Annotated in this window: 16 protein-coding genes; 10 read left to right on the plus strand and 6 right to left on the minus strand. The window is 65.5% G+C overall.

The window, feature by feature from the left end:
- Nucleotides 1-59 precede the first annotated feature (59 nt).
- Nucleotides 60-926, plus strand: a complete 867-nt coding sequence (locus P0R31_RS38130) for a hypothetical protein (protein ID WP_275520248.1) — start codon at nt 60-62, stop codon at nt 924-926.
- Here P0R31_RS38130 and P0R31_RS38135 read toward each other — a convergent pair whose 3' ends face one another.
- Both P0R31_RS38135 and P0R31_RS38140 read right to left on the minus strand, forming a co-directional pair.
- Nucleotides 927-2,273, minus strand: a complete 1,347-nt coding sequence (locus tag P0R31_RS38135) for a Spy/CpxP family protein refolding chaperone (protein WP_275520273.1) — start codon at nt 2,271-2,273, stop codon at nt 927-929. It abuts the gene before it with no gap.
- Nucleotides 2,274-2,461: 188 nt separating this feature from the next.
- Entirely contained in the window at nt 2,462-3,499 is a 1,038-nt protein-coding gene (locus tag P0R31_RS38140; protein WP_275520251.1) for a LysM peptidoglycan-binding domain-containing protein, read from the minus strand.
- A gap of 318 nt (nt 3,500-3,817) precedes the next feature.
- Between P0R31_RS38140 and P0R31_RS38145 the strand changes: the two genes are divergently transcribed.
- A complete protein-coding gene (locus tag P0R31_RS38145) occupies nt 3,818-6,481 on the plus strand; it encodes a bifunctional diguanylate cyclase/phosphodiesterase (RefSeq protein ID WP_275520253.1) in 2,664 nt (887 codons plus the stop codon).
- A gap of 306 nt (nt 6,482-6,787) precedes the next feature.
- Nucleotides 6,788-10,252 carry an ATP-binding protein gene (locus tag P0R31_RS38150; RefSeq protein ID WP_275520254.1) on the plus strand — a complete coding sequence of 1,155 codons (3,465 nt, stop codon included), beginning with the start codon at nt 6,788-6,790 and terminating at the stop codon, nt 10,250-10,252.
- On the opposite strand, the gene P0R31_RS38155 is transcribed toward P0R31_RS38150, so the two are convergent.
- The 3 genes from P0R31_RS38155 to P0R31_RS38165 all read right to left on the minus strand — a co-directional run bounded on the left by P0R31_RS38155 (nt 10,227) and on the right by P0R31_RS38165 (nt 13,017).
- Entirely contained in the window at nt 10,227-12,407 is a 2,181-nt protein-coding gene (locus P0R31_RS38155) for a PAS domain-containing sensor histidine kinase (protein WP_275520257.1), read from the minus strand. The two genes, P0R31_RS38150 and P0R31_RS38155, sit on opposite strands and share 26 nt — an antisense overlap.
- 212 nt (nt 12,408-12,619) lie before the next feature.
- A complete protein-coding gene (locus P0R31_RS38160; RefSeq protein ID WP_275520258.1) occupies nt 12,620-12,742 on the minus strand; it encodes a hypothetical protein in 123 nt (40 codons plus the stop codon).
- Between the two features lie 98 nt (nt 12,743-12,840).
- Entirely contained in the window at nt 12,841-13,017 is a 177-nt protein-coding gene (locus P0R31_RS38165; RefSeq protein WP_275520260.1) for a hypothetical protein, read from the minus strand.
- Between the two features lie 147 nt (nt 13,018-13,164).
- On the opposite strand from P0R31_RS38165, the gene P0R31_RS38170 reads away from it, so the two are divergent.
- From P0R31_RS38170 to P0R31_RS38185, 4 genes are all read left to right on the plus strand, one after another.
- Entirely contained in the window at nt 13,165-13,296 is a 132-nt protein-coding gene (locus P0R31_RS38170; protein WP_271539799.1) for a hypothetical protein, read from the plus strand.
- A 153-nt stretch (nt 13,297-13,449) separates the two neighbouring features.
- Nucleotides 13,450-14,577, plus strand: a complete 1,128-nt coding sequence (locus P0R31_RS38175) for a lactonase family protein (protein WP_275520275.1) — start codon at nt 13,450-13,452, stop codon at nt 14,575-14,577.
- Between the two features lie 68 nt (nt 14,578-14,645).
- Nucleotides 14,646-14,816: a hypothetical protein gene (locus P0R31_RS38180; protein WP_275520262.1), complete on the plus strand. Its 171-nt coding sequence runs from the start codon at nt 14,646-14,648 to the stop codon at nt 14,814-14,816.
- Nucleotides 14,817-15,003: 187 nt separating this feature from the next.
- Nucleotides 15,004-15,897: an efflux RND transporter periplasmic adaptor subunit gene (locus P0R31_RS38185; protein ID WP_275520264.1), complete on the plus strand. Its 894-nt coding sequence runs from the start codon at nt 15,004-15,006 to the stop codon at nt 15,895-15,897.
- 198 nt (nt 15,898-16,095) lie between these two features.
- Here P0R31_RS38185 and P0R31_RS38190 read toward each other — a convergent pair whose 3' ends face one another.
- A complete protein-coding gene (locus tag P0R31_RS38190; protein ID WP_275520267.1) occupies nt 16,096-16,944 on the minus strand; it encodes a caspase family protein in 849 nt (282 codons plus the stop codon).
- Between the two features lie 420 nt (nt 16,945-17,364).
- Here P0R31_RS38190 and P0R31_RS38195 point away from each other — a divergent pair, with 420 nt between their 5' ends.
- From P0R31_RS38195 to P0R31_RS38205, 3 genes are all read left to right on the plus strand, one after another.
- Nucleotides 17,365-19,092: a hypothetical protein gene (locus P0R31_RS38195; protein ID WP_275520277.1), complete on the plus strand. Its 1,728-nt coding sequence runs from the start codon at nt 17,365-17,367 to the stop codon at nt 19,090-19,092.
- Nucleotides 19,093-19,239: 147 nt separating this feature from the next.
- The gene (locus P0R31_RS38200) at nt 19,240-19,965 is read left to right on the plus strand and encodes a thermonuclease family protein (RefSeq protein ID WP_275520270.1); all 726 of its coding nucleotides are present in this window, start codon (nt 19,240-19,242) and stop codon (nt 19,963-19,965) included.
- A 166-nt stretch (nt 19,966-20,131) separates the two neighbouring features.
- Nucleotides 20,132-21,319 carry a pyridoxal-phosphate-dependent aminotransferase family protein gene (locus P0R31_RS38205; RefSeq protein ID WP_275520272.1) on the plus strand — a complete coding sequence of 396 codons (1,188 nt, stop codon included), beginning with the start codon at nt 20,132-20,134 and terminating at the stop codon, nt 21,317-21,319.
- Nucleotides 21,320-21,534: the final 215 nt, after the last annotated feature.

Raw genomic sequence — 21,534 nt, forward strand, 5'->3', positions numbered from 1 at the left:
TGCTCCCCGCGACCAACCCTCGCCTCGACGGCGAGGCTGAATCCGGATGGAGACGAGCCGTGGCATTTCCCCTGCCTTCGCGTGCCTATGATTTGCAGATGCTGGACCGGCCCGCGGATCGCGTGCGCGATCACGGCTGGGTGTTCGGGCTGCCGCCGGGCATTGCATCCGAGCAATGGCCGCTCGATCCCGTCACCGGCTATCCCTTGATGCACGGCTTCACGCTGCTGCTGCCGGAGGATTATCGGGTGCATGGCGATGACATCGTCGCATTGTCGTTCTTCGCCACGGCGCCCGATCACAATGACGGCGGCGCGCCGGATGATCCGGAAATCCGGGAGGCGGTGATGGCACGGCCGTCGCATCCGCGCCTGTCGCGCATGACCGACATTCTCGACTACGCATATGCCGCGCTGCTCTTGACGAGGGCCGAATATGACGGCGCGTTCGCGACACCGCCGGCGCCGCTTGCACTGGCAACAGTGGAGCGGCCGCGCTGGCTCGACGTCGGCGGCGCCAGCGCCTTCTTCGAGGCCGCACCTAGCTACGCCAAGAAGATGTTTGCCACCCCGCCGCGCGCCGATCTCGGCGAGACGCGCGCGATCGCGCTGTCGCCGCGCGCTGATGATCCCAACGCCGGCAAGGGCCCGCAGGACGAGCATGTGCGCGAACATCCGCCGACCGGCTATCAGCCCTACTACTATTATGTCGGCGGCAAACCGGGCCGCGACAATTTCCGCCTGCACGACTGGGCCAGGGATCACGCCCACAACCATCTCGGCGGCACCATGCGGCCCTGCCAGGCCGTGCCGGAGATGAGCCCGTTCTACATCGAGTTCGAGGAATATTTCGGCGGCTACAATTTCGGCGGCGGCAACGCGCAGCTCGACTTCAAGGACATGAAGTTCGACTGGGCGTGCGGGTGATCACACCCCCCGTTTCGGCCCGATCGCCTCGAAGCCGGCCTTCTGCTCGTCGCTCAGATCCGCCTGGAAGTCGTCGAACGCGTCGCTGATGGCGCCAACGGCTTGCAGCATGGTTTGGAGCCGCGCCTTCACGGCGGCGAGGCGGGCCTGCGGGGTTGCGGCGGGCTCGGTTGGGCAGGCGCTGAGTGTCTGCATGGTGCGAAGCGTGGTGTCCTGCAGCACTTCGAAGCGGGCGCGGGCGACCTCGTCGAGGTGGAGCGTGGCGGCGATCTCGGCTGCGGGCCATTGCTGCTGGAGCAGCTGCTCGTATTGGCGCTGGGCGTTTTCGTCGGAAAGAGGATCGTAGTCCGCCTGGCAGGCCTTGGCCGCCTGCGCGTCCTTGGGAGCGTCCTTGGGAGCGTTCTTGTCAGCGTTCTTGCTCGTGTTCTTGATATCGTTCTTGTCAGCGTTCTTGGACTGGTAGGACGCCAGCGCGGCGCGACGCTCATTGGCTAAGGCGTTGAGCCGGGCTTTCTGGTCGTCGTTGAGCAGGCCGACGAATTTCGACAACGGCGCTTCCATGGTGTCGATGGCCTTGATCATGGCCTCGACACGCTCGCGCATCAGGCCGAGGCGCTCCGCCGCGTTCGCAGGGGTTTGCGCCGGGCAGGCGGCGCGGATGGTGTCGCGCGCGGCAAGCCAGGCGGATGAGAGCTCGTCGAGCGCGGTGCGCTGAGCTTCGTTCGGTGCAACGGCGCTCGCGATGCGCTCGACCGGCAGGCCGCCGGTGTCGCTGGCCTCGCACAGCGTCTCCGCGGTCGGGACCTTTCGCGCGCGACGGCCTTGCGGCACGGTGTAGGCGGCAAGCTCGGTGCCGGCATACGGCGTGAACAGCGCGGCATAGATATCGCCGTAGCCGTAGAGCGAGAGGCTGGTGGTGTCGCCGAACATGATGGCATTGGTGAGATCGTCATGCGCGAACGGCCAGAACACCGGGCCGACCCAGCCGTAGCTGCCGTCGGGATGACGCCACCAGCCCTGCGGGCGGCGGCCGCCTTGCCAGCCCGCCAGCGCAGCCTGCGCCGTCAGGGCCGCCCGCAGCACGTAAGGGTTCGACAGCTGGCTGCGGTCGGCCCCGCGCGGGTCCTGCGACCGCAGCGCCGCGGAGCGGTAGCGGCCGCCGCGCACCGCCATGCGCGAATGGCGCAGGCGCGACAGGCCGATCACGTGGCCGACGGCGAAGCGCGCAACCCCGACCGGACCGCCGCGCAAGCCGAACTGCGCCTCGGCTCTGTCAGGCAGCAGCCCTGCTGCAACCACCAGGATCGCGCCAGCCAGCGCCAATCCCATGCGTCTCGGCATGATCATTGAGCTGACGACCAATTTGGCCACGTCTTGTTTCGCCACGTCTTGTTTGGCCACGACTTGTTCGGCCACGTCTTGGCCCTCCCACCCGCGCCAAGTGCGCAATGCGTCGCATCACGAAGACGCGCGAGGGAACCGAATGTTCCAGAGAGACACAGGACAATGCGTCGCAACGCGCCGGCCGTGCCGTGTCACTCCGCCTTTTGCGGCATCACGAAGGTCTGGCCGGGATAGATCAGATTGGGGTTTTGGATCTTGCCGCGGTTGGCGTTGAAGATCACGGCATAGCGGGAACCGTCGCCGTAAGCGAGCCGGCTGAGCGCCCACAGGCTGTCGCCGCGGGCGATGATCCGGCTGCCGCCGGCCTCGGCCGATGCGGCGGTGAGCACCTCCGCCGGCGAGGCCGATGCGACCGCGGTGGCCGCCGGCGCATGCGCGAGAGTCCTTGGTTTCGGTGCTCCGATCAGTTTTGGCCGGGCCGCTTGCTTCTCAGGCACCGACGCCAGCCGCGGCGAGGCCGACGGCAGCGCGGCGACGACATCCGATTTGTCGTCGGGCTTCTCGGCCGGCTTGGCCTCCTGCTTCGCAACCGGCGGCGTGCGCACGGGCGGCGGCGCCGCCGCGGCGATGGTGACCGGCATGGTCCGGCCGGATTCGGTGACCGTGCCGTCCGGAGCCCTGGCGCGGAGCGTCAGGTCATACGAGCCGGCCGGCAGCTGCGGCGGGGTCATCACGAATTGGCCCGAGGCGTCGGCGACCACGCTGTCAAGCGGCTTGCCGTCGCGCATCAGCTCGACCCGCGCGCCCGGCGTGGCGCGGCCGGCAATCACCGCCGCCTCGCCGTGATCGTCGATGCGGGCGACGTCGAAACGGGGGCCGGCATCTGCAACCGGCGCCGGCGGCTTGACCGGCACGAGATCGCCGAGCGCAGCCACCTGCTTCTTGGTCTCGGCCAGCGCACCTGCCTTCGGCTCGGGTGCAGGCGGCGCGCTGTCGGCGAGCTTCCGCTGTTCCGGCTTCAGCTCAGGCTTGGACTCGACCTTGGCTTCAAGCTTGGGCTCGACCTTGGCTCCGGCCTGGGGTTCGACCTTGGCCTCCGGCTTGGCGGCGACGGTGACCTTCGTCCCATCAGGCAGCAGGCGGCGCAGCTCGGTCGGGCCGATCACCAGCGCGGTGCCGACCAGCGCGAGCAGACAGAAGGCAATGAAGGCCTTGGAGGCGGTGATCATTTGAAAAGGACCTTGGGTGGCAAATCAGCCGAGGCGGCAAGGTGCGCCGATTTGGCTGCCGCAGCAAGACTGTCGATGGGACTAGACCTCCATTCCCGCCCCGCCCGGGGTCAACCGGCGCCATGGCGCCGGCGTGCAATCTCGCGTCCATATTGGCAGCATGACGCCGGGGATTCCCGTGAAGGTCTGCGGTCTCGCCCGCGGTCTCCTGCGGTGGAACCAACCCTCTGATTCCATTCCGATTCATATTTTCCTAACTGTCAATGGTAACCGGCTCTTGTCGGTTTTGCTGCATCTTGCATCCCACGGGAGGGCTGGATGGGCGCATCGATCCGATGGACCGCGCGAACGCGCGCGTTGTTCCGCCGCTGGCGCGGGGCGCCGCTGACGTGGCTGATCGCCGGCGGCTTCGTGCTGATGCTCGCGACCGCCATCGGCACTGCGCTCACCGTCGACCGCTTCCGGCAAAACGCCATCGAGAGCGGCCGCGACAGCCTGGAAAGCGCCGTCCGCATGCTCGCCCGGCATTTCGACCGGCAGTTCGAGGACTTCGCGGTGCTGCAGAAGAGCATCATCGCCGAGCTCGAGAACCACGGCATCGCCTCCGCCGAAATCTTCCGCAGCGAGATGGGCACGCTCGCCGTGCACGAGGTGCTGCGCGCGAAAGCCAGCGGCTGGTCCGACGTCGCCGGCGCCAATGTGTTCGATTCCAGGGGCGTGCTGATCAACTCGTCGCGGCAATGGCCGGTCCCCGATATCTCGATCGCCGATCGCGGCTATTTCAACCGTCTCAAGGACGATCCGGCTGCGCAAGAGGAAGTGGAGGTCGTGCCCGGCCGGCTCGGCAACGGACCGGCGATCGTGTTCGCGCGGCGCATCTCCGGCCCGCACGGCGAATTCCTCGGGCTGGTCTCGCGCGCGATCGCGCCCGAGCAGATCGAATCCTTCTTTGCCTCGACCGGGCTCGGCGAGGATTCCTCGATCGCGATGCACCACCAGAACGGCCAGCTGCTCGCTCGCATTCCACACGTCGAGGCGATGATCGGACAGAACTTCCGCACCGGCACGCCGGAGCAAATGGCGGTGTTCGAGCGCACCTTCGTCACCACCCAGCTCGCAAGCCCGATCGACGGCAAGGACCGCATCGTCGCCTCGCGCCTGCTCACCGGCGAGCCGCTGGTCGTGGTCGCGACCAAGTCGCTCGATGCGACGCTGGCGACCTGGCGCACGCAGACGAAATTCTTCGTCACCATTGCCGCGCTGTCGATCGGCCTGTTGGTGCTCACGCTGTTTCTGATCTTCCGCCAGGTGACGCACCGGCTGTCGCTCGAGAAGCAGCGGCTCGACACCGCGATGAACACGATGACGCAGGGCCTGTTGATGTTCGATCAGGACGAGCGGCTGATCGTCTGCAACCGCCGCTACATCGAGATGTACGGGCTCTCGGTCGCCGTGGTGAAGCCCGGCGTCCACTTCCGCGACGTGATCCGGCACCGCCGGGACACCGGCTCGTTCGAGGGCGACGTCGAGGCCTATTGCGACGACATCCTGAGCAATGTCGGCCGCACCAAGAGCGCGATCGTCGAAACCGCCGACGGCCGCCTGATCGAGATCAAAAACCAGCCGGCCGCTGCCGGCGGCTGGCTCGCCACCCATGACGACGTCACCGAGCGCATCCGCGCCGACGAGCGCATCGCCCATCTGGCGCATTACGACGCCCTCACCGATCTGCCCAACCGCGTGCTGCTGCGCGGGCATCTGGAACGCCGCGTCGCCGAGCTCGCCCAGGGCAAGCCATTCGCGATCCTCTATATCGACGTCGACGAGTTCAAGGGCGTCAACGATTCGCTCGGACACGAGGTCGGCGACGAACTGCTGCGCCAGGTGGCGAGCCGCCTGCGTGCCTGCGTCAGCGGCAACGACATGGTCGCGCGGCTGGGCGGCGACGAATTCGCCATCGTCAAGGCCGGCACCTCCGATCCGGCCGAGCTGACGGCACTGGCGGAAACCATTCTCAAGGCGTTGCGCGCGCCCGTGGATTGCAAGGGACAGGAGATTCCGACCGATGCCAGCATCGGCATCGCCATCGCGCCCGACCATGGCGACAATCTCGACGATCTGCTCAAGCGCGCCGATCTGGCGATGTATGCCGCGAAATCGGAAGGCCGCCGCACCTTCCGCCTCTTCGCACCCGAATACGACGCCAAGGCGCGGCAGCGCCGCCAGCTCGAGCTCGATCTGCGCCAGGCGCTCGCACGCGGCGAGTTCGAGGTGCACTACCAGCCGCTGGTCGACCTCACCGCCAATGTCGTCACCGGCTGCGAGGCGTTGCTGCGCTGGCGCCATCCCGAGCGCGGCATGGTTTCGCCGGCGGAGTTCATCCCGGTCGCCGAAGACACCGGCCTGATCGGCGAGATCGGCGAATGGGTGCTGAAGCAGGCCTGCCTCGAGGCCGCCTCGTGGCCGGGACGGATTCACATCGCGGTCAACGTGTCGCCGGTCCAGTTCCGCTCGCGCACGCTGGCGCTCAAGGTCGCCGCCGCCCTCGCGGAATCCGGGCTCGCGCCGGGACGGCTCGAGCTGGAGATCACCGAGACGGTGCTGATCCGCGACGACGAGGAGGCGCTGGCGATCCTGCAGCAGCTGCGCGAGCTCGGCGTGCGCATCGCGCTCGATGATTTCGGCACCGGCTATTCCTCGCTCAGCTATCTGCACCGCTTCCCGTTCGACAAGATCAAGATCGACCGCAGCTTCATCAGCGACATCGGTCAGTCCGAGGATTCCTCGCCAATCGTGCAGGCCGTGGTGCACATGGCCGCCGCGCGCCATATGGCGACCACCGCCGAAGGTGTCGAGACGGAAGCCCAGCGCGAGGTGCTGCGCCAGCTCGGCTGCAGCCAGATGCAGGGCTGGCTGTTCAGCCCGGCGGTACCGGCGGCGAAGCTGAAGCAGCTGCTGGCGGCGCAGGCGGTCGCGGCCTAGCAGGCGACGCCACGTCTGTCCCGGATGTCCGCTGCGAGGAAAGCGGCGTCGGTGAGTGTTTGGTTCGAGGTCGTGCGGCGATTTGACAATCAGCGACCGACAGCTATCAATTCATTGAATTCTGCGCACCTGGCTCGTCTAAATGGTGAGCCGCCGATCCGCCTCATTTTCGGGACGCGGGCAAGAACGCTCCAAATGCCGAGGACCCATTGGCCGCCGCAACGAAGAGCCGCAGCGAGGCCCATCCAAGCACAAACCGCAGGCATTTCTGAACCGCTCAGCGCGATTTGAACCAGGGATTTCTGCATGCCGAATGATGAGTCGAGGACGGGGACGGAGCGTCTGAGACACTGGCTTGAAGGCGTTGGGCTCAGCCAATACACGGACCTCTTCGTCCGCCATCGCATCGATCTCGACATCCTGCCCCACCTGACCGAGTCGGATCTGGCACAGATTGGACTGCCGCTCGGAGACCGCAAGCGGCTTCAGCGTGCAACGGCGTCCCTTTCCGGAATGGCCGCGCCAGCCGCGGGCCACACATTGCCCGCTACGGCAATCGTTGCGGAACGTCGCCAGCTCACCACGATGTTCTGCGACATGGTCGATTCCACCGCGCTCTCCGCGCAGTTCGATCCCGAGGACGTGCGTGACATGATCGCGAGCTTTCGCGAAACCTGCGTGGGTGTGGTCAAACACTATGAAGGATTTGCCGCCCGCTTCGTCGGCGACGGCATCCTGGTCTATTTCGGCTACCCGAAAGCGCATGAGGACGATGCCGAGCGAGCGGTGCGGGCTGGTCTCGAGATCGTGCGGACATTGTCGACCGCGCCTGCGATCGAGCCGCTGGGTGCGCTCAGCCATGCGCCCGCCGTCCGGATCGGCATCGCGACGGGACTGGTGGTCGTGGGCGACTTGGTCGGCCAGGGGACCGAGGAGCGCGATTCCGCGGTCGGCGAGACCGTCAATCTGGCGGCGCGATTGCAGGGCCTGGCGCCGCCGAACGGGGTGGTCATCTCGTCGTCGACGCAGTCGCTGTTGAAGGGAAAGTTCGACTATCGCAATCTCGGGGTCCATGCACTCAAGGGCATAGCCGGGAGAATACAGGCGTGGCATGTGGTTCGGCCGTCGCGCGTGGAGACCCGCTTTGCCGCAGCCATCGGCTCCCGGCTGACGCCACTCGTCAATCGCGACGACGAGATCGCGGTTCTGCTCGGCCGCTGGGAGCAGGCCAAGGCGGGCGACGGCCAGGTCGTGGTGCTGTTCGGGGAGCCGGGCATTGGCAAATCGCGCATCGTCCAGGAAATCTTCGTGCGGATTGCGGGGGATCGGCACGGGCATGTCTCGTTCCAGTGTTCGCCCTACTACAGCTCGACGGCGTTCCATCCCTTCATCGAGCAGCTCAAATTTGCCCTGGGCCTCGACCGCGACGATGCTTCGGCCTCGTCTCTGTCGAGTCTCGAGCGGACCGTTTCGGCCGCGCATGGCGACATCGAGCAGATGACGCCGCTCTTTGCGGCGCTGCTGTCGATCCCGACCGGAGGTCGCTATCCTCCGCTCGATCTGTCGCCGCAGCAGCAAAAGGACGCCATCGTCTCCGCCCTCATCAACCATCTCCTGGGCCTCGCGCACGATCAACCGCTGGTGATCGCCTTCGAGGACGCCCATTGGATCGATCCGACATCCCGGGAGGTCATCGATCTGCTGGTGGAGCGGGTCCAGTACACGCCCATCCTCGTCGTCATCACCTGCCGTTCCGAATTCAAGCCGAGCTGGAGCGCTCACTCTCACATCACGACGCTGGTGCTGAACAGGCTGAGCCGGCAGCAGCGGACGACCTTGGTCGAGCGGGTTGCCGGCAGCCGTAAAATGCCGAAGGAAATCGTCGAGGACATCATCGTCAAGACCGACGGCGTGCCGCTGTTCGTCGAGGAGTTGACCAAAGCCGTTCTCGAAAGCGACCTTCTGACCGAGGAACGCGGAAACTATGTGCTTTCCGGTTCGTGGCGACAGCTGGCAATCCCGGCGACGCTGATGGATTCGCTGATGGCGCGTCTGGATCGGCTGGGCCCGTTCAAGAGGATCGCACAGATCGGCGCCACCATCGGCCGGCAGTTCTCCTACGAGATGCTGAACGCAGTCGCCTCCGTACCGGCCGACCAGATCGAAGCGGCGCTCGATCGCCTGGAGGAGGCGGGGCTGATCGTCCGGCTGGGCCATCCGCCGGATGCGCTCTACTCGTTCAAGCACGTGATGATCCAGGATGCGGCGCATGCGAGCCTGTTGCGCAGCGAGAGGAGACGGCTCCACGCGCGGATCGCGTCGGTGCTGACACAGAACTATCCGGAAAAGACCGAGCGCGAGCCGGAGCTTCTCGCCTATCATCTGACCGAATCCGATCAAACCCAGCCGGCGGCAGCTTCCTGGATCAAGGCCGGCAGGCACGCCGCAAGGTTGGGAGCCTATTTGGAAGCGATCGGCCATCTGCGCCGTGGCCTAGCGGTCGTCCTCGGCAGTCCCGAGATGCCCGACCGCGATGAAATGGAGCTGGAGCTTCGCATTGCGCTGGGTAACGCGCTGATCGCTGCCAAAGGTTACGGCACACAGGAGGTGGAAGACAATTTTGCCCGAGGCCTCGAGCTCGGACAGCAGCTCGATGATGAAGACAAGGTGCTAGCGGCGATAAGAGGGCTCTGGATGCACCACTTCATTCGGGCTGACCTGACCAAGGCACACGGTCTGAGTGCCGCACTCCTGAAATTCGCCAAACGGGAACGTCCGAGCGAGTTGCTGTCGAAGCAGACCCTGTACCTCGTGGAGGCCCACAGGTCGATCGCGGCGACCATGCTTTACCGCGGGCGGTTTCTGGCGGCGCAACATCATCTTCGTCGCTCCATCCAACTCGATGATCCGGCCCTGCATCGCGGTTCGGCGGAAAGGCTCCTCAATCCAGGCGTCATGTCGATGTCGTACCTCGGATACCTGCTATGGTTCCTGGGCCAGCCCGACACCGCGCGGCAGCACAGCGAGCAGGCGATTTCCGATGCCGAGCAAATGCGCCATCCTTTTACGCTGGCATTCGCGCAGGTGTTTGGCGCATACCTTTGTCAGCATCTGCGCGACGTCACGGGCACCAGAGATTATGCCAGCCGCGCGATGACCATTTCATCGCAACACGGCTTTCTGCATTGGAAGCAACAGGCCACCATTCTGCATGGATGGGCGCTGACTGAGCTCGGGGACATGGATGCAGGTCTGAGCGAAATGCGCACGGGCGTCGAGGGTTATGAGGCGCAGAATTCCTGGCTCGCCAGTTGCTGGTTCAGATGCCTCCTCGCGCAAGGCTATGCGAGGGCCGGTCTGTCGGAAGCGGCCTTGCGCGCGCTCGATGGTGCCTTGACGGTCGCGAAGAGGACGGGCGATCACTTCTATCTGGCGGAGATCTACCGCCTGCAAGGGGAGTTCATCCGGGCCCATGCCGGACCAGCGGCCGACTCCGAGGAGTTGTTCGTGCAGTCGCTGGAAGTCGCGCGCGGACAGAATGCCCGCTCCTGGGAGCTGCGGACAGCCGTCAGCCTGGCCCGCCTCTGGCGAGATTCCGACAAGCTTGAGCAGGCGGTGGATCTGCTTGTGCCTGTTGTCGGCAGGCTCCGTGAAGGGCTCGTCACGCCGGACGTGAAAGAAGCCATCGCGCTCGCAAACGAGCTCGATGTGCTGTCAACCAGAGATCAGCCATGGATCGCGCGAATCAATTCGATCCGACAGTGCCCGTGACCGGCATCGACATGCGACAGCGCACGCCGCCCGGTTCGAAGGCGAGATCGAACTCGCCGCCGAGATCCGCCTCGACACAGCGCTCCATCAGCCGCGTGCCGAAGCCGCGGCGCACGGGTGGCGTGACTTTCGGCCCGCCGGATTCCACCCATTCATATTCGAGAATGGTGCCGTGCCCGGCATTCCGCAGGCTCCATCGCATCAAGAGCGTCCCATCCGGCACCGACAAGGCACCGTACTTGGTCGCATTGGTCAGGAGCTCGTTGAGAACCATCGTAAAGCTGAGCGCCGAGCGAGCATTGAGCGCGATGGGGGGACCCTGCATTCTGATCCGGCCGTCTTCCGCCACCGGCGCCGTGATGTCCTCGACGAGCCGCTGGAGCGGAGCGTCGTGCCACTTGCGCTCGGTCAAGAGATCATGCGCGCGAGAGAGCGCCAGCAACCGTCCCTCAAAGGTTCGCTTGAAGTCGTCCAGGCTGCTGGTATGGCGCGCGGTCTGGCTGGCGAGCGATTGCACCGTCGCCAGGGTGTTCTTGACGCGATGATTGAGCTCGTCGATCAGAAGCGCTTGCGCCACTTCCGCGCGCTTGCGTTCGGTGATGTCGACCAGCATGTTGACCGCACCGATCATCCTGCCCTCGGAATCGTAGAGCGGCGTCGGATAGGGAATGAACGGCACGCGCGTGCCGTCAGGTCGCTCCGCGACAGCCTCCACGCCTCGCACGGGCCGTCCTTCCCGCAGCGCGATCGCCATCGGACATTGGTCGTGCGGCAGAGGCGTGCCGTCGGGCCAATAGAGCTTCCAGGTCACGCACCATTCGTCACCGGGCAGCGGCGTCCGCCCGGCCATCTCGACGGCGGTCTTGTTGTAGAAGGTGATGCGACCGTTTGCGTCGGTGGTGTAGAGCGCGGCAGGCAGCGCCTCGAGCAGATCGCGCATATGCTGCTCGCTCTCGCGGATTCGATCCTGCAATCGCTTGGCTTCCGTGACGTCGTGACTGACGCGAACGCCGTAACGGAAGCGTCCCGCGCTGTCCCTGACTGAAGAGCTGAAAATCTCGAGATAACGCACGCTGCCGTCGGGGCGCAGGGCGCGCTTGCGGTAGGCGTAGCTGGGAATCTCGCCACGGACCTGCTGCTCGTAGAGGGCAAGATCCGCGGCGCAATCGTCGGGATGAGTATAATCGGAAAAGCTCATCGCCAGCAGCTCTTCACGGGATCTCCCGGTGATCTCGCTCAGATAATCGTTGACCCGGAGCAGCCGCCCATGTTCATCGGCCTCGGCGATGCCGACCTTGGCCGCTTGGTAGGTTGCAGCGAGGCGAGTCTCGCTCGCCTCGCGCGCCAGCTCGGCCACGTGCAGTTCGGTGACGTCAGTTGTAAAGCAGCGCGTGCTGACGAACTTGCCGTCCTCGACACGACTGTTGGAAGTGATCAGCACGTGCTTGATCGAACCGTCCTTCGCGCGCAGGCGGGCGGGATAGCGGTCCAGCCTTTCGCCACAGGACAGGCGGTGAAGAATGTCGCCGATGACGGGGGCGTCCGCGTGAAATTCGGCCACGTGATGGCCGATATATTCTTCGGCGCTGTAGCCCAGCAGATCGAGCTCGGCCTGATTGGCCCTGCGAATGATGCCGTCGCCACCCACGATGTGGAGCCCGACCGCACTGTTGTCGAAGAAGTCCTCGAGATCCTTGGTTTTCGCGCGGACCTCTGGTTCGATCGTCTTGCGATCTGAAACGTCCTGAAAGCAGTTGATTGCGCCCTGGATGCGGCCGGCGTGATCGCGCAGCGGACGGATGTTCACGAGCGCCGTGATCCGGGAGCCGTCCGGTCGCTCCATCATGACCTCGGTGTTGCGCGTGGGGAGACCGAGCCGGACCGCCGTGGCCATGGGGCACTCGAAATGCGGAAGCAGGGTGCCGTCCATCCTGTAGAGACGATGCGACCCGCAGAACTTCTCGGCGAAACCAAGCTTCGGAGTTCTGCCCCACACCTCCGCGGCTTCGCCGTTGTAAGTCACGATCCAACCTTCGCTATCGCAGACATAGACCGCGCCCGGAATGGCCTCGAGCGCACCCGGAGCCGCCGCCACCAGGGCCTCGAATTCGGTCGGCTTGCGGGCAGAGAGCGGAAATTCCTCGACATTCGACATACATAGCCCCGACGTGGCGCAGGCGGGCGCCTACGCAATGAGCTTGAACGCATGCAAGCCCAGAGCGTTCCAAGGCCCGCCAACCGCTGGTTGAGACCTGGCGCCGAGTGCGGTCAAAGCGTCCGCGAGCGGCGCTTCGACAGTCGGGACTCCCCCGAGCTCGCGGTTATCGCCTCGCCGATCCGGAACGAGCTCGGCAAGGCAAGAGAAGCTCACATCCGTCGGCGGGCCGCCTGCACTTCGACGAATTCGGAGTCGGGGTGGCTGACGATGGTGGCGACCCAGATGCCGCTGATGATCAGCGACCAGGCGGTGTTCCAACAGATCCAAAACACGAGCCAGCCTCCCTTTCCTCTCTCAGGCCCCGAGCTAACGGCAGAGCGATGCCGCCGTTCCCGGCACAAGGCCCGCCGCGTCGGCGCGCGGCGAGATTCTATTTTGGTTTGGTCGGCGGCGCCGCCCGATCGGTTTGGCCGGTGTGGCGCTTTGCCACGACGTCCGCGTCGCGCTCGCCCTCGTGTGGGCGCGGCGGAGGCTTGGGCTGGCCGGCTTGACCGCCATGCTTGCCGCCCATGTCGGGCTTGCCTTCGAGATCGTTGGCGCGGGGCATGCCGGTTCAATGCGTTCGCAGCGCATTGGTTCGCAAAGGCGCCGGCTGTTTCGCCCTGTGAACGGCCTCATAGAACCGCCGCTCTTTGCAGTGCAGGATCGCCGGCGCGGCCCTTGGCCTCGCGGCTTGCACCGATGGATTGGCCTGATGCGAAAACGACTCATCCTCTGGACCCTCATGACGTCCGCCCTGGTCGCGGTCACCGTGTGGACCATGCTCGGCCCACCGGACCAGCCGTCCGGATTGCATCTGCCTTCCCGAACCGTGGCAGTGCGCTGACCCGCCGTCCCGCGACCGATGCGATTTGGGCATCGATCGATCCCAACTGGATTTTGGTGCGGCGGCGCTCCGCCCGCTATCCTCGCGGCAAAAACGACAATGCCGTGAGCCGGCTTTCAGGAGGAGCCCATGTCGAGACTGATGTCGAGACCGATGCCGAGACCGATCCGACCCATCGCATCGCGAGCGCCACGCGCTGCGATCGCCGCCGCCCTGTTCGCGTCCCTCACCCTCGTTTCTGGAGTCCGTGCCGGTATGGCCGAAACCTTCGCCTATGTCGGCAATGCCGACAGCAACGACATCAGCGTGTTCAAGATGAGCGAGAGCGGCGAGATGACGCTCGTGCAGACGGCCGCCTTCAAGGGCGTCGAAAAGCCGGGCTCCTCGACACCGCTCGCGATCACGCCCGACCACCGCGTGCTGATCGCCGGAATCCGCTCGCAGCCCAATCTCGCAGTGAGCTTTGCGATCGATCCCAAGACGGGCCAGCTCAGCCATCTCGGCAATGGACCGCTCGCGGACAGCATGGCCCATATCGCCATCGACCGCAGCGGCAAGTACCTGTTCAGCGCCTCCTATGGCGGCAACAAGGTCGCGCTGAATCCGCTGCTTGGCAACGGCGTTGCCGGCGAGCCCAAGCAGGTGATCCCGACCGGGCTGAATGCCCACGCCTTCCTGCCATCGCCCGACAACCGCTTCGCATTCGCGACCAATCTCGGCTCCGATCAGGTGCTGGCCTTCGCATTCGATGCCACGGCCGGCACGCTGACGCCGAACGATCCGCCGGCGTACAAGGTGCCGGAAAAATCGGGGCCGCGGCACTTCGTGTTTCATCCCGGCGGCAAGTTCGTCTATCTCCTCCACGAGCTGAACGGCGACGTCGCGGCCTTCACTTATGAAGCCAGGAGCGGCGCCTGGGACGAGATCCAGCGCACCACCGCACTGCCGGAAAGGTTTTCGGGAAAACCTTGGGCGGCCGACATCCACATCACGCCGGACGGCCGCTTCCTCTACGCTTCCGAGCGCACCACCAGCACGCTCACCGCCTACAAGGTCGACGGCTCGAGCGGCAAGCTGACCACGATCGGCAGCGTGCCGACCGAGAAGCAGCCGCGCGGCTTCCAGGTCGATCCCAGCGGCCGCTACCTCGCCGCGGTCGGCGAGCTCTCCGACAGCATGACGGTCCATGCCATCGACCAGGGCAGCGGCGCGCTGGCCAAGCTGAAATCCTATCCCACCGGCAAGAAGCCGAACTGGGTCGAGTTCCTGAAACTGCCGTGAGGGGCCGTCGCCGACCTACGTAAACATCCGTAATTTCGCGAGGCCCGGCTTGGCGTCATATCTCGGTCATGGACCGGCAGATTGTCTTCAAATGCCCCCAGACGGGCCTGAACGTGCAGCATCGGCTTACCGACGAGCCGAGCGATCGCACGCACGTGTCGGTGTCGTGTCCGGCCTGCACGCGGCTGCATCTGATCGAGCGGGGCAGTGGCAAGCTGGTGGGTGACCGGCGCCGCTGACGGCCGCCGCGCGAGCTCTTCGGAGCGAACCTGTTCTCCAATCCCGCGACTCATCAAAGACTTGCCGTGACTGCCTGCGGCGGCACGGCGTCCTGTTTCGGGACGACGCGGCCGTAGTGTAGGCGGCGGCCATCTGCTATCGATTGGAGGCATAGCCCAGGTGGAATTTACCCAATTGGAATTTCCGATGCGTCATTTGCCCCGCGCCGTTGTTCGAAACCTGCGCCCCGCAGCCGTCGCCGGCCTGCTCGTCCTCAGCCCCCATCCGGCCGGCGCCGCCGATGACGACGCGCCGAAGGGGCCGGCGGTCACGGTGCTGAAGGTCGCGAAATCCTGCTTTTCCGACGTCGTCGAAGCCACCGGCACGATCATCGCGCGGGAGGAAACCTCGGTGCGGCCCGAGCGGCCCGGCCTGAAGGTCACGGACGTGCTGGCGGAAGCCGGCGACACCACCACCGCCGGCCAGGTGCTGGCCCGGCTGGCGCTGCCCGAAGGCGGCACGCTTCAGGTCACCGCGCCCGTGGCGGGGGTGATCGCGACCTCGACCGCGCAGATCGGCAACTTCGCCTCGGCCAAGGGCGAGGCGCTGTTCACGATCGTGGCGCGCAGCGAGTACGACCTCGTCGGGCTCGTGGCCACCACCGATGTGCGCAAGCTCGCGGTCAATCAGCAGGCCACCGTGCGGATCCCAGGTGGCGGCGACATCAGCGGCAAGGTGCGCCGCATCGGACCGACCGTCGAGCCGAACATCCAGCAGGGCATGGTCTATATCGGCATCTCCTCGCAGAAGCGGCTGCTGCTGAATGGGAGCGGGCGCGCGCTGATCAAGACCGGGCAGAGCTGCAACGTGGCGGTGCCGCTGACCGCCGTGCAATATTCGTCCGCCGGCACCGTGGTGCAGGTGATCCGCCGCAACCGGGTCGAGACCAAGCGTGTCGAGGTCGGCTTGATGTCCGGCGGCAATATCGAGGTCCGCGACGGCCTCAACGAGGGCGATGTCGTCGTCGCCCGCGCCGGCGCATTGCTGCGCGAAGGCGATCCGGTACGTCCCGTGATGGCGAGCGCGGAAGCGACGAAGTAGGGGCGGCGATCGTCATTGCGAGGAGCTCTTGCGACGAAGCAATCCAGAATCTTTCCGCGGAGGGATTCTGGATTGCTTCGCTGCGCTCGCAATGACGATGTGGGTACAGTGTGCCCAAAAAGCTGGCCCCGGCTCGGCGTCGCATCATTGCATGATGCGCCGCGTCCGGGGCCGAGACGTCGAAAGACCTGAGAAAAACTAACCGCCGGCTTCGCCGAAACGGACGTCTTCGAGCAGCGACGACGATACGGTCGGGACCTGGTCGCCTTCGCTGGCGCGGGAGATGGCGAGGCGGGTCTTGTTGAAGACGCTCTCGGCGCTGCCGGGCTTGCTGAGGTTGTTGAGGAACTCGCTGACCAGCACGCTGTGCTCGCCCTTGCCGTCGTCGACGACCTTGCCGGGCGAGGCGGAGGTGAGGATCAGCGCATTGTCGGACGCGCTGATCGGCGCGAGACCGTGGCTGTAGGAGCGGAAGCGGCGCTCGTAAGGATTGCGGCGGGAGGCATCGACCACGACCAGCTTGGCCTTGGCACCCTGCTCCTTCATCATGTCCAGCACGCCGTCGATGGAGACGCCATGGCGGCGGACGTCGTTTTCCTTCCAGATCACGGCATCGACCGGCAGCATGTAGCTCTCGCGGCCGGCCTGCACGCCGTAGCCGCCGAAGAACAGCATGACGACGCTGTCGCGCGTGATCCGGGACTTCAGGCGGCCCACGGCGCGGACCATGTCGTCCTTGGTCGCGTCTTCCACCATATCGACGTCAAAGCCGTTCTTGCGCAGCGACGAGGACAGCGCACGGGCGTCGTTGATCGACTGCGTCAGCGGCGCGCTGGCGTCGGGATAATGTCCATTGCCGATGACCAGCGCGAGGCGCGAGGTCTGGCCGATCGAACCGGTGATCTGGTCGGTCGAGACGGCCTTGGCGGCATCGATCGCACGCATGTTGAGAGCAGCATGGGCGCCGATCACCAGCGACACCGTGCCGATGAGGGCCGCGGCGAGGGCGATCGTACGTCTGGAAAGGTCGAGCTGCTTTACATTCATCTCGCTTCGTTTCCTGTGCCAAAGACCAGCCAAGCGCGCGCACACTGTTTGAGTAGCGCGATAGCGTCTTTAGGTTTGAGGGATTGGCCGGGGAAGTGCCCCCGAATTGCGCGCAATTTGCGGCGCCGCACCAAACAAACCCTTAACCGGATATAGGCCCTAGGGCAATAGATTGCCCAAAATTTGAACTAAGTAGCTGAATGTGTTAGCTAATTCTCCGAGCTCAAGTCGTGCTTTGATGGCGTCCCGGTAGCATTCCGGGGATCGACCATGCAGCCATCGCGCCGGCTTTTCCGTGACATTCATCACATTTGTATTTCCTGCGAATCCGGGTAGCCTTTTCAACGACTTGCAGGGGGTGGCGCGCAGATGCCGGCGTGCCTGATGTCCCCGACCAAGGCCCCCGCGACCAGGTATTTCATGAGCTTTCATTATTTTGCCGGCGCCGCCTGCCGGGCGCTGACGGCGCGGAAGGACGGCCCCTCGCTTTACGACGTCTGCGATCCCGTATTGTCGGATACGGCCAGCGGCGATCCGCATCTCGCCAAATTCTACAGGACCGCGCTCGGCAATCCCGCGCTGCGGATCCTGCTCCGCCGCGCCGGCCTGCCCGAACTGCGCGACGAGGGGACGCTGACGCGGCTGCGCGCGGCCCTCGCCCAGGCCCGCGACGAGGCCGAGCCCGACTGGGCGGTGGTCGGGCAACCGATCGCCGATCTCGTCGACAGCATCGCGCTCGACCATCCCAGGCCGCCGCCGATGCCGTTCACCGCCGCCATGCCGCAGAGCACTGAGATCGACGGCGTGATCCGCGATTGCGCGCAGCATCTGCTCGGCTCGTACCGCCGCAACGGTTTCCTGCCGACCTATGCCGCCTTCAACCTGATCGGCGATCCTGATGTCCGCGGCCGCGAGCTGATCATGGCGCTGACGGGCCTGAACGCGCGCGGCTATAAGAATTCCTCGCTGCTGTTCAACCTCGCTCGCGTCTTCATCGCGCGCTCGCCGGCACGTGCCGTGGTCAATCCGCCCTGGAAAGGCATTGCCGAGCCGATGTGGGAGCCGGTGCAGATCCGCCACCGCTCGGCCTATTACGACGCGTTCTTCATCGAGGCCCTGCTCAGCTTCATCGAGACCGGGCTCGCCTCGGTCGCCGACAAGATCGCGGCGGAGCGTGCGATCGCCGACATGGTCGATTTCTGCGTCAACATCAGCCGCGAGCAGGTCGAGGGCCTGGGCGGCGCACGTTTCGACGTCATCACGGCACTGGCGCCGGCGCCGCATCCGCGCTTCTCCCGGTACTTCGCGCAGATCAAGCAGGACCTCGGCTTCGGCATCTACGTGCCGGATTGCGACACCACGGCCTGCTCGATCTCCGCGGCGACGCAGGCCGGCTGTACCGATGCCATCATCGACCAGCCGCTCCTGGACTTCTATGCGGGCTATCAGGTGCGCGCCGGCGTCAACGAGCCGCGCGTGACCGTGCCGCTCAACGACAATATCGACTATGAGGGCGGGGTGGCGACCTGGATCGACAATCTCAAGGGTGAGCGCCCTTACGGCAACGATCTCGATCCGACGCTCAATCTCGACATTCTCGAGGTCAGCTTCCGCAACCTCGAGCGCTGGAAGGTCTTGGAGACGCCGTCGCGGCTCGCCACCGTCCATCGCATTATCGGATTCCAGAAGCGCCTCGCGGCAAGCGGCGCCTTCGCCAATCCGCGCTCGCACATCTATTACCTGCCGGAGCTCTACAGCGCCTATTTCGGCCGCTGCTATGCCGCCTTCCTGGAGCTGCCGCTGGCCGCGCAGGCCGCGATCGATCCCGCCGGCGATTTCGATTTCATCCGCCACCGCGTGCTGTCCTACGTCAAGGGCGAGCTGATGGCGGCCGAGATGAACGTGTTCGACGCCGCGCTGGCGCTGATCGCGCTCGGCCATCTCGGCGCCGACCCGCGCGCCTTCGCGCCGGCGCTGAACGTGATCGTCGCCGGGCTCGGTGAAGGCGGCCGCCGCGGCCCGTTCCGCGCCTATGAATGGAACAAGATGAAGACGCCGACCCGGATCCTGGTCGGTGGCCCGGAGGTGACCTCGGCCTTCGTGCTGATGGGGCTGGCGGTGGCGAAGCGGGCGATGGCGCGGGGATGATGTGTCCTCTCCTGGAGGGGAGGGTAAGCAACACCGCCATAATGACAGGAAGTTGAAAGCCTATCCGTTCGGCATGCGCTGGCCGCGCGGCCAAAAGCCGACCACAATTGCGCCGTCTATCGAGATTGTCATCACAACTGGACGGGCATGTTGCGAAAGGTCCTGATTGCGCTGTCTTTGTTCGCCATCTCTTCGCTGGCGGATGCCGCCGAGATCACCGGCACGGCAAAGGTCCGCGCTGGCGATGCCGTGGTGATCGGCACCACGCGGATCCGGCTCGGCGGCATCGACGCGCCTGCAATCGACCAGCTCTGCCTCAACACCAAGACCGAGCGCTGGACTTGCGGCGTCGCGGCCCGCGATGAGCTCGCCAGATACGCCGAGGGCAAGACTTGGATCTGCCACCCGAGATCGGTCGACCGGCGCGGCCGCACCGTGGCGCGCTGCGAGGTTGGCGGCGAGGACATCCAGAAATGGCTGGTGCGCAACGGCTGGGCGCTGGCCTACACCCGCATGTCGCGCGACTATGAGGCGGATGAAAAGGCCGCGCGCGAGGCAAAAGCCGGCATGTGGCAGGGTGCCTTCATCGCGCCATGGGACTGGCGCGAGCGCAACAAGAAGACCGCGATCCTCGGCGCGACCAAGCCGCCGGACGGCGCGCACGCGGTGCTGCTCGCTTCGGCCTCGGGGCCGGTCGCGCCGTCGCCGGACTGCACCATCAAGGGCAACGTGAACAGCGCCGGCGAATGCATCTACCACCAGCCGACCAGCCGCTGGTACACCCAGATCAAGATGAAGATCAGCAAGGGCACCCGCTGGTTCTGCTCGGTCGAAGAGGCCGAAGCGGCCGGTTGCCGGGAGACCAAGAGATAAGAGCATGGTCTGGAAAAGTGTGACGCGATTTTCCGACAAGACCATGCCCAAAGCAAAAAACCACGCCAGACCTGCGTTTTGCGCGCTTTTCTTGGCCTCCAACGCCACGTAAGAGTGAGATTCAGCAACCCACCATCCTGTTCTCTGGCAATAAGGACCGACAGCAATGACCGTTCGCGCGGGCCGGGAGTTTCTGGCCATCCCCGGGCCCACCACGATGCCCGACGAGGTGCTGCGGGCAATGCACCGTCCGGCGATCGACATCTACGCCAAGGAGATGCTGGATCTCACCGAGAGCCTGCTCAGCGACATCTCCAAGCTGTTCGCGACCAAGGGCAAGTCCTACATCTACATCGCCAACGGTCACGGCGCCTGGGAAGCGGCGCTGAGCAACGTTCTGTCGCGCGGCGACAAGGTGCTGGTGCTGGAGAGCGGACGCTTTGCGATCGGCTGGGGCAACGCGGCGGCGCTGATGGGCGCCGAGGTCGAGGTGCTCAAGGGCGATTGGCGCCGCGCGGTGCGGCCGCACGAGGTCGAGGAACGCCTGCGCCGCGACAAGGAGCACAGCATCAAGGCCGTCGTCGTGGTCCAGGTCGACACGGCCTCCGGCGTGCAGAACGACATCGAGGCGATCGGCAAGGCCATCAAGGCGAGCGGCCATCCCGCACTCTACATGGTCGATACCGTCGCCTCGCTCGGCTGCATGCCGTTCGAGATGGACAAATGGGGTATCGACGTCGCGATGTCAGGCTCGCAGAAGGGCCTGATGACGCCGCCCGGCCTCGGCTTCGTCGCCGCCAATGCGCGCGCGCTCGAGGTGCACAAGAAGGCCAACATGTCGACGCCCTATTGGAGCTGGAGCGAGCGCGAGGGCACCGAGAATTATCGCAAATATGCCGGCACCGCGCCGGTGCATCTGCTGTTCGCGTTGCGCAAGGCGATCGACATGCTGCACGAGGAAGGCCTGGAGAACGCCTTCCGCCGCCACAGCCTGCTCGGCGAAGCCGCCCGCCGCGCGGTCTCGGTCTGGTCGGAAGGCCAGGTGCTCGGCTTCAACGTCGCCGAAGCCAGCGAGCGCTCCAACACCGTGACCACGGTGACGATGAGCAATGGCCACGATCCGGCGGTGCTGCAACGCTATTGCAAGGACAAGTGCGGCGTCGTGCTCGGCACCGGCATCGGCGATCTCTCGGGACAAGCCTTCCGCATCGCCCATATGGGCCATGTCAATGCGCCGATGCTGCTCGGCACGCTCGGGGTGATCGAGGTCGGCCTCAACGCGCTGAAGATCCCGCACGGCAAGGGCGGACTGGAGGCGGCGGTCGCGTATCTCGGGGAAGAGGTGGCGGTGTAGGCTTCGCCGTTCCTGCGAAGACTTTCTTCTTCCCTTCTTCCCTTCTTCCCTTCTCCCCTTGTGGGCCTGTTGCGCTACTGCTTTTTGAGGCCGAAGACGTCAGGATAGAGGGCCGCAGTCGCGTGGATTGCGGTCCGAGTTTGTAATTGCCACCCTCGGCGGGCAGTTCAGGCGGTGATCGTGGCCCACCGCCTCATATTGAACGCGATGGAGGC

It is taken from the genome of Bradyrhizobium yuanmingense (assembly GCF_029167105.1).
Taxonomy (GTDB): domain Bacteria; phylum Pseudomonadota; class Alphaproteobacteria; order Rhizobiales; family Xanthobacteraceae; genus Bradyrhizobium; species Bradyrhizobium yuanmingense_A.